Raw genomic sequence first — 12,530 nt, 5'->3', positions numbered from 1 at the left:
ATGACGGTGCCCCCGGTCCGTATCCGAGACGCGGCTGCACTTCTCGGCGTCAGTGACGACACCGTGCGGAGGTGGATCGACAGCGGCACACTCGCCTCGTTCGAGGACGAGACCGGGCGCAAGGTGATCGCCGGGCATGACCTCGCCGCTTATGCCCGCCAGCATGCCGCGCCCCCACCCGAAGTGGCGTCCGGCGGTAGTTCCGCCCGTAACCGACTGGTCGGGCTGGTGACCGAGGTCGTCTCGGACACGGTGATGAGCGAGGTCACCATGCAATGTGGGCCCTTCTCCATCGTGTCTCTGATGAGTACCGGGTCCGTTCGTGAACTCGGCCTCGAGCCCGGCAAGGTGACCGTCGCGGTCGTCAAGGCCACCACCGTCATCGTCGAGACACCCTAGATCGCAGGAGATTTCAGTGCAGAAACTCGGACCGGTACTCGCGGCTCTCGGTGCCGTCGCTCTTGTCCTCGCCGGATGCGACAGGGCGTCCGAATCCGGTGCCTCCGATACGGCCGCGACCGGTGCTGCCATCGGGGGTGACATCACCGTCTTTGCTGCTGCATCGCTGCGCGCAACGTTCACCGAACTCGGTCCGCGCTTCGAGGCCGAGCATCCCGGTACCTCGGTCGAGTTCAGCTTTGCGGGATCCTCCGACCTGGTCACGCAGCTGATCGCCGGAGCGCCGGCCGATGTCTTCGCCTCGGCTGATACGAAGAACATGACGAAGGCGGTCGATGCCGGCGTGGTCGCGGGCGATCCCGTCGACTTCGCCTCCAACACCCTGACCATCGTCACCGCGCCGGGTAACCCGGATCGCATCACATCCTTCGCCGATCTGGCGAATACCGACCTTCTGACGGTGATCTGTGCCCCTCAGGTGCCGTGCGGTGCGGCGACGGCAGCCGTGGAAACTGCAACCGGCACAGACATCCCGGCGGTGAGCGAGGAATCGTCCGTCACCGACGTACTGGGCAAAGTCACGTCGGGTCAGGCCGATGCCGGGCTGGTGTACGTCACCGACGCAGCAGGGGCGGGTGACGCCGTGACCGCCGTGCCGTTCGCGGAATCGAGCGAAGCCGTCAACACCTATCCGATTGCGACCCTGAGCGGGTCCGAGAACGAGGCCACCGCTCGCGCGTTCGCCGAGTTCGTCACCGGATCGGTGGGCCGAGACGTCCTCGCCCGAGCCGGCTTCGCCGCTCCGTGACCGTGCGCGCCGCCGATGGCGGGCGGTCGGCGGTCGGGGTACCGCTGTGGATCTTCGTTCCGGCGGCCGTCGGCGCGCTCGTCGTCGTGGCACCCCTGGCCGCGATGTTCACCCGGATCGACTGGTCGAACTTCGTCGGTCTCGTCACCTCGGAGTCTGCAGTCGCAGCGCTGATCCTGAGCCTGAAGACGGCCACAGCCAGCACCGTGGTGTGCTTACTGCTGGGCGTGCCGATGGCACTCGTGCTCTCGCGCAGCGCTGTTCGAGGAATCTCGGTGCTTCGCTCTCTCGTCGTACTCCCCCTCGTGCTGCCGCCGGTCGTCGGCGGCATCGCGCTGCTCTACACCTTCGGACGCCAGGGATTGCTGGGCGAACATCTCGATGCGTTCGGTATCAGAATCGCGTTCACCACCTCCGCCGTCGTGTTGGCGCAGGTGTTCGTGTCGCTGCCGTTTCTCGTCGTGAGCGTCGAAGGCGCACTGCGTACGGCCGGAAGTCGCTACGACGTGGTTGCGGCGACTCTGGGGGCAACTCCGACCACCGTTCTGCGACGCGTCACCGTTCCCCTGATCTTGCCCGGATTGATCTCCGGTACCGTTCTCGCGTTCGCCCGCGCACTCGGCGAATTCGGAGCGACCTTGACCTTCGCCGGCTCGCTCGAAGGAGTAACCCGGACTTTGCCATTGGAGATCTATCTGCAGCGCGAGGCCGATCCGGATGCCGCGGTGGCTCTGTCGCTGGTGCTGATCCTGGTTGCGGCCCTCGTCGTGGTCACCGCGCGCGGTACTCGATCGTCGTCGCTGTGAGCTCGCTGCACGTGCGTGCCACTCTCGATGTCCGTGGCATCGATCTCGAACTCGACGTCGAAGAGGGCGAGACCGTTGCCATCCTCGGACCCAACGGGGCCGGTAAATCGACACTGCTGCAGCTCGTATCGGGCTCGGTGAGACCGGACGACGGTGTTGTCCGACTCGGCGAGGACATGTTGACCGACACGTCGACGAGAACCTTCGTCCCGATACACGCACGAGGAGTCGCCACCCTCGCGCAGGACGCGCTGCTGTTTCCCCACATGGACGCTCGAACGAATGTCGCCTTCGCGCCGCGGAGCGCGGGTGCGAGTCGAGAGTCCTCGAAGACTGTGGCCGACAGGTGGCTGGCCGCGGTAGAAGCCTCTCATCTCGCCGGTCGTCGCCCGGGCCAATTGTCCGGTGGCCAGTCCCAACGCATAGCGATCGCGCGTGCCCTCGCCGCCGATCCGCGGCTGTTACTGCTCGACGAACCCCTTGCGGCGCTGGACGTCGAGACCGCGCCGGCGATCCGCAGAGTGCTGCGCTCGGTACTGCGCGAACGCTCTCGTACGGCGCTGATCGTCACTCACGATCTGCTCGACGTCGTCGCGCTGGCCGACTCCGTCGCGATCGTCGACGGCGGGCGCGTGGTCGAGCGAGGGTCGGTTGCGGAGGTACTCGCCGCTCCGCGAAGCGAATTCGGTGCTCGCATCGCCGGAGTCAACCTGCTCTCAGGCCGCGCGGCCGATGATCACGGAACGACCGCGCTGACCACGAGCTGGGGCCTGACGGTCCACGGGTCAGGGCAACACGTCGCCGGAACCTCGCTGGTCGCAGTCTTCTCCCCCGCCGCGGTCTCGGTGCACCCGACAGCCCCCCACGCCAGTCCGCGGAACGTCTTCGAAGTAGTGATCGACGAGATGGAGGTGCAGGGCTCCGGCATTCGCGTTCGGTCCCGTCCGCATCCCGACGGCTCGCCCGGCATGGCCGCCGACATCACCCCCGCTGCGGTCTCCGATCTCGAGCTCGAGCCGGGGCGCAGCGTGTACTTCGTGGTGAAGAGCCTCGAGGTGGCATTGCATCCAGCGTTGCCGTCATCCCCGTAATTGACGATCGCTGCCGATCACCAGCCATTTACCGGACAGCACCCGCCCGGCCACCGCGAACATGCGCAGGGAGACGAAGACGCCGAGTCCGATCCAGATTCCCACCAACCCCCAGTCGAAGACCAGAGCGGACCAGATGAACGGCAGGAACCCCGCGACGGCACATGCCATGGTGGCGTTCCGTAGGAATGCTGCATCGCCACTGCCGAGCAGCACTCCGTCCAACGCGAACACCACGCCGGCAATGGGAATGATCGCAACGAAGATCCACCAGATCGCATGCATCTGATCGACGACCGACGCATCGTTGGTGAACAGGCCTGGGACGAACGAGCGTCCGACGGCGAACACGCCGGCCAGGACCACGGCGAATACCGTCGACCATGCGGTCAAGCGCCATGCGAGTGCGCGGGCATCCTCGGTCCGGCCGGCTCCCAACGCAGCCCCGACGAGGGTCTGCGCCGCAATTGCCAACGAATCGAGCATGAGTGACACCAAGTTCCACATGTGCAGCACCACCTGGTTCACAGCAACCGAGGCAGCCCCGAACCTCGACGCGACCGCGGCGGCGGAGAGGAAGCAGGCCTGAAAAGCGAGGCTACGCACGATGAGATCGCGACCGAGTACCAACTGCGCACGCATCACCGACCATCTCGGACGCAGTCCGGTGTTTTCCCGAACGACCGCGAGCACGAACAAGGCACCGGCGACGCCCTGACCGATCACATTTGCCACGGCCGACCCGACCAGCTCCAACCGCGGGAATCCGAACGATCCGTGAACCAGAAGCGGGCACAGAACCGCCGACACACCGAAGCCGAGCACAACGAAACGTAGCGGTGTCACGGTGTTCTGGACACCGCGCATCCACCCGTTTCCGGCCAAGGAGATCAGGATGAACGGCACACCCAACAGCGCGACACGCAGCCACGCGATCGCCTCGGCGGCGATGTCCCCACCTCCGGTCAGGACCGACACCACAGGCCCGGCCGCGAGTTGCACGACCGCCACGATGACGACCCCGAGTCCGAATGCCAACCAGGTTGCCTGGACTCCCTCACCCACGGCGTCGTGTTCGCGCCCGGCACCGTGCATACGTGCGGCTCGCGCCGTCGTGCCGTAGGACAGGAAGGTCAACTGGGTGCTGACCTGCGCCAGTACCAGACCACCGATCGCCAGGCCGGCGAGCGCAAGCGCACCGAGTCGGCCGACGACAGCGGCATCGAACAGCAGATAGAGGGGCTCGGCGGCGAGCACGCCGAGAGAGGGAAGGGACAGGCCGAGAATTCGACGAGCGGTGACCGGCGAGGCACTCACGACGTGGACAGGGCCCCGCGCAGAGCGTCGATCACGTCGGCGAGCTCACCGGTTGCGGTGTAGCCGGCCGCGTTGCGGTGTCCGCCACCGCCGAGGACGCACGCCACGGCGGACACGTCGACCTCGGTCTTGGACCGCAACGACACCACCCAGACCGCGCCGAAGTCCTGTTGCTTCAACACCGCGGCCACTTCGGCTTCGGACGTGGTGCGGACGATATCGATAACGCTCTCGATCTCCTCCGAGCGCAACCCGGCCGAGTCTTCGCTCCGGATGACCGCGTAGACCAATCCGCGCCCGTCGGCCGCCTCGGGAATCAGCGATGCCGAACCGAGCACCGACCCGAGCATCGGCAGCCAATCGAACGGGTGAGTATCGAGCAGCTTGCGCGCGATGTGTGCGCCGTCGATACCTGTCGCCAACAGTCTCTCGGCCAGCAGATGCGAACCCGGGCGAACCCAACGGAACGAACCGGTGTCGGTGACCAGGCCGGCGAACAGCAGATGCGCCAGATCTGCATCGATCTCGACACCCCACTGGTCCAACAGCCGCGCGATCACAGCAGTGGTCGATTCCGCTGACGCATGCACCACGTTGACAGTTCCGAAACGGGTGTTGCTTCGGTGATGATCGATGACGAGGCTGGCCGACGCAGAATCGAGTCGATCGCCCAGCGAACCGAGCCGACCCCGGCTGCCGGCGTCGACAGTGACGACCAGATCCACAGTTTCGGCCACCTTGTCGGCGTCGACCAACAGGTGCCGGCCCGGCAGCGCGTTCATGGATTCGGGCAGAAATGCCGGTGCCGCGAATGCCACCTGCACATCGGTGCCGCGGCGTTCGAGTACCGAACCGAGCGCAAGCCCGCTACCGATGGTGTCCGCGTCGGGCTGGACGTGGCACAGAACGGTCACCGACGATGCGTGTTCCAACATCTCGATCGCCCGTGCGAAATCCTCGTCCTGCGGCGACTCTGCCCCCGAACCATCGGACATGTCAGTCGGCTTCGGCGGGCTCGACGTCTGCCACTTCGCGCGGAGCCTTGTACGGATCCGGGTCTCCGGCAGGTGTGGCGTTCGCACGCGCACGAGCCAGTTCCTCGTCGGCCACGCGGGCGCGTTCGAGAAGGTCTTCCATGTGCCGAGCGGTGTCGGGCACCGTGTCGGTCACGAACGTCAACGTCGGTGTGTATCGGACACCCGTTCCGGCTCCGACCTTCGAGCGCAACACACCCTTGGCCTTCTCCAGGCCTGCCGCGGCAGCCTGCAGATCGGGTGGAGTATCGAGGTCTTCACCCATCACGGTGTAGTACACCGTGGCGTCGTGCAGGTCTGCGGTGACTTTGGTGTCGGTGATGGTCACGAACGCCAGCCGCGGATCTTTGATCTCGTGATCGATCGCCGTTGCAACGATGGCAGCGATTCGCTTGGACAACTTACGAGCCCTGGCCTGGTCCACCACGACAATCACACTCCTCTTTCATGGCCGGACGTCGACCGAAGTGCGACATCCCGGCGGCTGCGATGTTCACGCCTGCCGAGCAGTGCTCGACAGGACTTCCCGAATCAATCCTCGGGTCCGAATATTCTCCGACGTACTGCCAACAATTCCAGATCGTGGCGTTCGGCGACGTGCCGCTCGCATTCGTCCAGCTTGTCGTGCAGCAGGTCCACATCGGTACCTGCGGCGGCGACCCCCAGCAACGACCGTCGAATACGTTCTCGTTCACCGGTTTCCGCCGCCGAGACGCCCAACCTCTGCAGATCACCCAGAACCGGTTCCATCATCGACCGCTTCTCGGCCAGCGAACGTACGTCCCCCAACAACACGTCCAACTCCAGAGCACCCAGATACACGCTGACGTCCTTCGATCGGCTTCGACGACAAAGCCGGTGGCGGTACAGATGTCGTACCACCACCGGCTCGAAAGTCGGAGCGCAGTGTCACTCCCCTGGCTTCACCACCGAGCCGACGCGACCGGATGCGGAGCCCGGAGGCTCCGCATCTGTTCTAGTCGCGCGGCTTTTCACGGAGTTCGTACGCCTCGATGACATCGCCCACCTTGATGTCGGAATACGTCACCGTCAAACCACACTCGTATCCTTCACGGACCTCCGTCGCGTCGTCCTTCTCGCGCCGTAGCGAGGAGATCGTGACGGTTTCCGCAACAACGGCACTGTCTCGGATGAGCCGTGCCTTCGCGTTGCGACGGATCGTACCGGAGGTGACGAGGCAACCGGCGATGTTTCCGACCTTGGAAGAACGGAACAGCGCACGGATCTCGGCCTGCCCGAGGGCAACCTCCTCGTATACCGGCTTGAGCATGCCCTTGAGGGCCTTCTCGATCTCGTCGATCGCCTGGTAGATCACCGAGTAGTACCGGATGTCGACGCCTTCGCGGTTGGCCAGCTCGGTGGCTTTGCCTTCCGCTCGAACGTTGAAGCCGATGATGATCGCGTTGGATGCCGACGCCAGGTTGACGTTGGTCTCCGTGACGCCACCGACACCGCGGTCGATGACCCGCAGTTCGACCTCGTCGTCGATCTGAATTCCGAGCAGCGCCTCTTCGAGGGCCTCGACGGTTCCCGAGTTGTCACCCTTGAGGATCAAGTTGAGCTGCGAAGTCTCCTTCAGAGCTGCATCGAGATCGTCGAGGCTGATGCGCTTACGACTCTTGGCTGCGAGCGCGTTGCGCTTGCGTGCATTGCGACGATCGGCGATCTGACGAGCGATCCGGTCCTCGTCGACAACCAGGAGGTTGTCACCTGCACCGGGCACCGACGTGAAGCCGATGACCTGAACGGGCCGCGACGGCAACGCTTCGGTGACATCCTCGCCGTGCTCGTCGACCATGCGGCGGACACGTCCGTACGCGTCGCCGGCAACGATCGAGTCACCGACACGCAACGTTCCGCGGGCGATGAGCACAGTCGCGACCGGACCACGACCACGGTCGAGATGCGCCTCGATGGCGACACCCTGAGCCTCCATGTCCGGGTTTGCGCGCAGATCGAGCGATGCGTCGGCCGTCAGCAGTACCGCTTCGAGGAGGGCATCGATGTTGGTGCCCTGCTTGGCGGAGATGTCGACGAACATCGTCTCGCCGCCGTATTCCTCGGCGACCAGACCGTATTCGGTCAGCTGCTGCCGGATCTTGTCCGGGTTCGCGCCTTCCTTGTCGATCTTGTTCACCGCGACCACGATCGGCACATCGGCCGCCTGGGCGTGGTTGATGGCTTCCACCGTCTGTGGCATGACGCCGTCATCAGCCGCAACCACGAGGATCGCGAGGTCGGTGGCCTTGGCACCACGAGCACGCATGGCCGTGAAGGCCTCGTGACCGGGGGTGTCGATGAACGTCACGAGACGCTCGTTGCCCTCGAGCTCGGTCAGCACCTGGTAGGCACCGATGTGCTGCGTGATGCCGCCGGCCTCACCTTCGCGCACCGTGGTGTTACGAATCGAGTCCAACAGGCGGGTCTTGCCGTGGTCCACGTGGCCCATGACGGTGACCACCGGGGGACGCTGTTCGAGATCTTCCTCGCCGCCGGCGTCCTCGCCGTAGGTGAGGTCGAACGAGTCGAGCAGTTCACGATCCTCGTCCTCGGGGCTGACGACCTGAACGACGTAGTTCATCTCGCCGCCGAGCAGCTCCAACGTTTCGTCGTTGACCGACTGCGTCGCAGTGACCATCTCGCCGAGGTTGAACAAGGCCTGCACGAGTGCGGCCGGGTTCGCGTCGATCTTGTCCGCGAAGTCCGACAACGATGCGCCGCGAGCGAGACGAATGGTCTCACCGTTGCCGCGGGGCAGCCTGACGCCGCCGACTGCGGGAGCCTGCATGCTCTCGTACTCGGCGCGTTTCGCCCGCTTCGACTTACGGCCGCGACGGACTGCTCCGCCGGGACGACCGAATGCACCTGCTGCTGCGCCGCGCTGACCGGGACGGCCACCGCCACCGGGACGACCACGGAAGCCCCCTGCGGGAGCGCCGCCTGCGGGAGCACCACCGGGAGCGCCCGGAGCGCCACCACCGCGGTAGCCACCACCGCCGCCGCCACCCGGACGTCCGCCCGGTGCGCCGCCGGGGCGACCGGGGCGTCCTGCTGCGGGTCCCGGACGAGCCGAACGGGTCGGCATGGCACCCGGATTGGGCCGAGGAGGCATCGAGCCCGGGCTCGGACGAGGTCCGGCCTGGCCCGGAGCGGGGCGAGGCCCACCCTGACCGGGAGCTGGACGACTGCCGGCCGACGGTGTGGCGGGACGAGGCCCACCCTGTCCGGGAGCGGGACGTCCGCCGCCGGGGCGCGGGGCACCGGGAGCCGGCCGCGGAGCCGGTCGTTCCACGGGGGCCGAGGAGTACGGGTTGTTGCCGACGCGCGGAGCCTTGGGGCCGGGCTTGGGGCCGGGACCTGCGGGCTTGGGTGCTGCCGGAGCCTGTGTTGCATCGGCGGTGTCGGCCGACGCTGCTGGTGCTGCCGGTGCTTGCTCGGCCGGAGCAGCGGGCTGCGGGGCGGGCGCGGCAGGTGCAGGAGTAGCGGGAGCAGCCGGGGCTGCTTCGACGGGAGCCTGTACGACCGGGGCTGCGGGTGCTTCCGGCTCTGCCTGGCGGGGTGCAGGCTTGGGGCCCGGACGGGGTCCACCGGGCTTTGCTGCGCCCGGCTTCGCGGTGCTGCCGGCAGCGCGATCGGCTGCTGCGCGACCGTTGGGTGCGGGCGCATCTGCAGTCTGGGACGGGAAGGATTCACGAAGTCGACGAGCCACGGGGGCCTCGACTGTGGATGATGCGGACTTGACGAACTCGCCCTGCTCTTTGAGCCGTGCGAGTAGTTCCTTACTGGTGACACCGAGTTCTTTTGCCAACTCGTGCACGCGGGCCTTGCCTGCCACTGCTCTCCTCACTGAGAGGCCGAGCGAGGCTTGGTGCCCGCACGACCTCGGGTTATCTCCGATGGACGTTCATCGTTGGTGCTTCACGGTGTGCTCATCAGTGCTGTTGCCTGTTCTTGTCGACGGGTGTTGCTCTTGTCGTGTCCTCGACCGGCAGCTGGTCGCGCTCATCGAGCACGGCTGACACTGCGGACGATTCCACATTTCCCGATATCCGAAACGCGCGACCGAAAACTCGGCGCCGCTCCGCATTGTGCAGGCATTCTCGGCTGTAGTGCAACCACGCACCACGGCCGGGCATCGAATGCCGGACGTCGGGGACGAGAGCGAATTCGTGCGAACCAGCTTCTCGAACCACGATCCTCAACAGATCGGCGGCCGGAACTCGCTCCCTGCACCCGACGCACGTACGAATCGGCCGGGCTTTCACAACCGGATACTCGCATTCGTGCTTCTGGGAAGAGAGTTCGTTACCGAACCAACGACCACTCTACCGCTGTATTGCCTCGAACTCCGCATTCCGGCCCTATGCGCTGGTCGTCTCGGGTGCCGCCGCATCGCTGCGGATATCGATACGCCAACCGGTCAGTCGGGCGGCCAGTCGAGCATTCTGTCCTTCTTTACCGATCGCGAGAGAAAGCTGGTACTCCGGAACCACCACACGCGCGGCACGAGCAGCGGCATCCACGACCGTCACAGACACAACCTTGGACGGCGAGAGTGCATTCCCCACGAAGGTGGCCGGGTCCTCGTCGAAATCGATGATGTCGATCTTCTCGCCCGCCAGTTCACTCATCACATTCCGTACCCGCTGCCCCATCGGTCCGATACACGCACCTTTGGCATTGAGGCCGGACACCGTGGAGGCGACAGCGATCTTCGACCGATGACCCGACTCGCGTGCGACCGCCACGATGTCGACCGAACCGTCGGCGATCTCGGGGACCTCGAGGGCGAACAGTTTGCGCACCAGATTCGGATGTGTGCGTGAGAGCGTGATCTGCGGACCCCGGTTGCCCCGGGCGACTCCGACGACATAGCACTTGATGCGTTCGCCGTGCTCGTATGTTTCGCCCGGAACCTGCTCGGCGGGAGGCAAAAGTCCGTCGGCCCCGTTGGTGTCGCTGCCGATGCGCACGATGACGGTGCCCTTTGCATTGGCGCGCGTGTCGCGCTGGATGACACCGTTGACGATCTCACCCTCGTGAGTGGAGTACTCACCGAAGGACCGCTCGTGTTCGGCGTCGCGCAGGCGCTGGAGAATGACCTGGCGTGCAGTGGTGGCTGCGATACGCCCGAACCCCTCCGGGGTGTCGTCCCATTCCGAGATGACGTTGCCGTCGGCGTCGATCTCCTTGGCCATCACTCGAACGGAGCCGGTCTTGCGATCGACATCGATCCACGCGTTGGACTGGTGCCCCTCGGTGTGTCGGTATGCGGTCAGCAATGCGGTCTGGATCGTCGAGATGACCATCTCGATCGGAATTCCCTTGTCCGCCTCGATCGCCCGCAGTGCGGCAATGTCGATATTCACTTGTCAGACCCTTCTTCCGGTGCTTCCACATCCACGATTTCATCGGTGTTCGCAGGCGACGGCCTGCTACCGACCACACCACCCGCCAAGTCCATCTCCTCGGCGGTGGGCTTCGAAAATTCCACCTGCACAACAGCTTTCATAACATCCTTGAGAAGGATCGACCGAGTCGACAGGATGCCCTTCTCCTTGATCACCACGGTGACCGAATCACCGTCGAGTACCCCGACCCGAGCGTCGAGCTTGCCCTCGGCCAACTCGATGCGCACCTTGCGTCCACGTGCCCGACGCCAATGCCGCGCCTCGGTCAGCGGCCGGTCGATTCCGGGAGTGGTGACTTCGAGCGTGTACGGCGCCTCACCGAAATCCGGCACGGCGTCGAAGGCGTCGGAGATCTCGCGACTGAGGTCCGGGAGCGCGTCCAGGTCGATGCCCTCTTCTCGATCGACCATGATGCGCACCGCGCTGTGCTTGCCTGCTGCGACGACGTTCACGTCTTCGAGGTCGTAGCCCCGTTCTCGAACGAGGTCGCCGAGTAGTTCGACAACCCTCTCCTTGGACGGAACAGGCATGTCGCGAACTCCTCGTGTGTAGTTGTGGGCGATCCGGCGAGCGGCAGCCGGACTGCGTTTGCCGAACCAACAGACTACCGCCCCGCAGACACTGCTCGTGACCACCTACGCCTCGACGACACGCGGGCATGGCACGTGCAGGTGCTGCGGTCTGGCACGATGTCGGGGTGCCCACGCCGATCGCCCCCTTTGCGCTCAGTCGCCGCGGGTTGTTCCGACTCGCCGGTGCCGCAGCGCTGTCTGCGGCCACCGTCTCCACCGTTGCGGCCTGCGCCGACGACGAGATCTCCGGCCCAGCTCTCGATTCCCTGACCGCACAACTGCGTGCTGCCCGCAGCGACGCAGCGGATGCCACCGCGGCATCGACGGTGATAGCCGACTACGCAGCTGCGCTCGGCATCGTGGCGGCTCAGCGAACTGAGCACGCGGCTGCGCTCGACACCGAGATCGCCCGCGCCACCGGTGCATCGACAGACACCTCCCCGTCGGCAATCACGACTACCGTCGCACCCGTCGCTCCGCCACCGGATATCGCGGCGGTGCGGGAGATGTTGACCGCGTCGGCTCGCAGTGCAGCAGACGCGGCTCGAAACGAAAGCGATTATCGGGCCGGTCTTCTCGGTTCGATCAGCGCGTCGTGCACGGTGTCCGCTCTGGTGGTACTGGCATGAGTGATCTCGGTCCGGAACAGCAAGGGCTGGTCGACGCGCTCGAAGCCGAGTACGCGGCGGTATTCGCTTACGGCGTCGTCGCGGCGTTCTCCAACCCCACGCGCGCCGATCTGGTTGCATCGAACACAGCTGCCCATCGTGCCCGCAGAGACGCAACCATCGATGCGCTCCAGGCGGCCAGTGTCACCGTGCCCCTTCCCGATCCGGCATACGCATCACCGTTTCCGGTGACCGACGCAGTCTCGGCCACTCGGTTGGCAGCGCAGGCCGAGATCGACACGTGCGTGGCGTGGCGTTCGCTGATCGAACGCAGCCAGTCCGGTGGCACCCGCGAGATGGGTGTGCAGGCGTTGACCGATGCTGCGGTTCGGCTCGCGATGTGGCAACAGATCCTGGGAGTCACACCCTCGTCGACGGCCTTTCCCGGTCAGCCGTGACCGCT

At 65.6% G+C, this 12,530-nt stretch carries 14 protein-coding genes; 6 read left to right on the top strand and 8 right to left on the bottom strand.

The features are described from left to right. Genes AC5WEY_RS13235 through AC5WEY_RS13220 form a run of 4 tightly spaced genes read left to right on the top strand, consistent with a single transcriptional unit; the run spans nucleotide 1 to nucleotide 3,104 of the window. Nucleotides 1–399, top strand: coding sequence for a TOBE domain-containing protein (locus AC5WEY_RS13235; protein WP_057477789.1), 399 nt, complete (start codon nucleotides 1–3; stop codon nucleotides 397–399). A gap of 16 nt (nucleotides 400–415) precedes the next feature. Next, complete coding sequence (gene modA / locus AC5WEY_RS13230; protein WP_495646189.1) at nucleotides 416–1,207, top strand: molybdate ABC transporter substrate-binding protein; 792 nt, start codon at nucleotides 416–418, stop codon at nucleotides 1,205–1,207. After that, nucleotides 1,204–2,013 carry an ABC transporter permease gene (locus AC5WEY_RS13225; RefSeq protein ID WP_200936581.1) on the top strand — a complete coding sequence of 270 codons (810 nt, stop codon included), beginning with the start codon at nucleotides 1,204–1,206 and terminating at the stop codon, nucleotides 2,011–2,013. The genes modA and AC5WEY_RS13225 overlap by 4 nt, the downstream gene beginning before the upstream one ends. Further along, on the top strand, nucleotides 2,010–3,104 hold the full coding sequence (locus AC5WEY_RS13220; protein ID WP_156399514.1) for a sulfate/molybdate ABC transporter ATP-binding protein: 1,095 nt from the start codon (nucleotides 2,010–2,012) through the stop codon (nucleotides 3,102–3,104). Before AC5WEY_RS13225 ends, AC5WEY_RS13220 begins: the two co-directional genes overlap by 4 nt. Here the strand turns inward: AC5WEY_RS13220 and AC5WEY_RS13215 are convergent. The 8 genes from AC5WEY_RS13215 to rimP form a co-directional block, all read right to left on the bottom strand. Further along, on the bottom strand, nucleotides 3,093–4,421 hold the full coding sequence (locus tag AC5WEY_RS13215) for an MATE family efflux transporter (protein ID WP_495646188.1): 1,329 nt from the start codon (nucleotides 4,419–4,421) through the stop codon (nucleotides 3,093–3,095). The two genes, AC5WEY_RS13220 and AC5WEY_RS13215, sit on opposite strands and share 12 nt — an antisense overlap. Next, complete coding sequence (locus AC5WEY_RS13210) at nucleotides 4,418–5,416, bottom strand: DHH family phosphoesterase (RefSeq protein WP_057477654.1); 999 nt, start codon at nucleotides 5,414–5,416, stop codon at nucleotides 4,418–4,420. The genes AC5WEY_RS13215 and AC5WEY_RS13210 overlap by 4 nt, the downstream gene beginning before the upstream one ends. A gap of 1 nt (nucleotide 5,417) precedes the next feature. Next, complete coding sequence (gene rbfA / locus AC5WEY_RS13205; RefSeq protein ID WP_057477786.1) at nucleotides 5,418–5,882, bottom strand: 30S ribosome-binding factor RbfA; 465 nt, start codon at nucleotides 5,880–5,882, stop codon at nucleotides 5,418–5,420. Nucleotides 5,883–5,986: 104 nt separating this feature from the next. After that, the gene (locus tag AC5WEY_RS13200) at nucleotides 5,987–6,277 is read right to left on the bottom strand and encodes a DUF503 domain-containing protein (protein WP_032377081.1); all 291 of its coding nucleotides are present in this window, start codon (nucleotides 6,275–6,277) and stop codon (nucleotides 5,987–5,989) included. A gap of 154 nt (nucleotides 6,278–6,431) precedes the next feature. Continuing rightward, on the bottom strand, nucleotides 6,432–9,311 hold the full coding sequence (gene infB, locus AC5WEY_RS13195) for a translation initiation factor IF-2 (protein ID WP_057477653.1): 2,880 nt from the start codon (nucleotides 9,309–9,311) through the stop codon (nucleotides 6,432–6,434). Nucleotides 9,312–9,408: 97 nt separating this feature from the next. Then, nucleotides 9,409–9,741, bottom strand: a complete 333-nt coding sequence (locus tag AC5WEY_RS13190; RefSeq protein ID WP_495646187.1) for a YlxR family protein — start codon at nucleotides 9,739–9,741, stop codon at nucleotides 9,409–9,411. A gap of 96 nt (nucleotides 9,742–9,837) precedes the next feature. Continuing rightward, on the bottom strand, nucleotides 9,838–10,845 hold the full coding sequence (nusA, locus tag AC5WEY_RS13185; RefSeq protein ID WP_057477652.1) for a transcription termination factor NusA: 1,008 nt from the start codon (nucleotides 10,843–10,845) through the stop codon (nucleotides 9,838–9,840). Continuing rightward, complete coding sequence (rimP, locus tag AC5WEY_RS13180) at nucleotides 10,842–11,417, bottom strand: ribosome maturation factor RimP (protein WP_495646186.1); 576 nt, start codon at nucleotides 11,415–11,417, stop codon at nucleotides 10,842–10,844. Before rimP ends, nusA begins: the two co-directional genes overlap by 4 nt. Nucleotides 11,418–11,545: 128 nt before the next feature. Here rimP and AC5WEY_RS13175 point away from each other — a divergent pair, with 128 nt between their 5' ends. Next, nucleotides 11,546–12,088: a hypothetical protein gene (locus tag AC5WEY_RS13175; protein ID WP_495646185.1), complete on the top strand. Its 543-nt coding sequence runs from the start codon at nucleotides 11,546–11,548 to the stop codon at nucleotides 12,086–12,088. After that, nucleotides 12,085–12,525 carry a ferritin-like domain-containing protein gene (locus AC5WEY_RS13170; RefSeq protein ID WP_057477651.1) on the top strand — a complete coding sequence of 147 codons (441 nt, stop codon included), beginning with the start codon at nucleotides 12,085–12,087 and terminating at the stop codon, nucleotides 12,523–12,525. The genes AC5WEY_RS13175 and AC5WEY_RS13170 overlap by 4 nt, the downstream gene beginning before the upstream one ends. Nucleotides 12,526–12,530: the final 5 nt, after the last annotated feature.

This window comes from Rhodococcoides sp. S146-33 (assembly GCF_059489205.1).
The sequence above is the reverse complement of the archived record's forward strand: the minus strand, read 5'-3'. Positions and strand labels throughout refer to the sequence as shown.

Excerpts from the sequence above, each read along its gene's own strand:
- AC5WEY_RS13175 (WP_495646185.1), top strand. The coding sequence starts at position 11,546 with ATGGCACGTGCAGGTGCTGCGGTCTGGCACGATGTCGGGGTGCCCACG.
- AC5WEY_RS13210 (WP_057477654.1), bottom strand. The coding sequence starts at position 5,416 with ATGTCCGATGGTTCGGGGGCAGAGTCGCCGCAGGACGAGGATTTCGCA.
- AC5WEY_RS13235 (WP_057477789.1), top strand. The coding sequence starts at position 1 with ATGACGGTGCCCCCGGTCCGTATCCGAGACGCGGCTGCACTTCTCGGC.
- rimP (WP_495646186.1), bottom strand. The coding sequence starts at position 11,417 with ATGCCTGTTCCGTCCAAGGAGAGGGTTGTCGAACTACTCGGCGACCTC.
- AC5WEY_RS13170 (WP_057477651.1), top strand. The coding sequence starts at position 12,085 with ATGAGTGATCTCGGTCCGGAACAGCAAGGGCTGGTCGACGCGCTCGAA.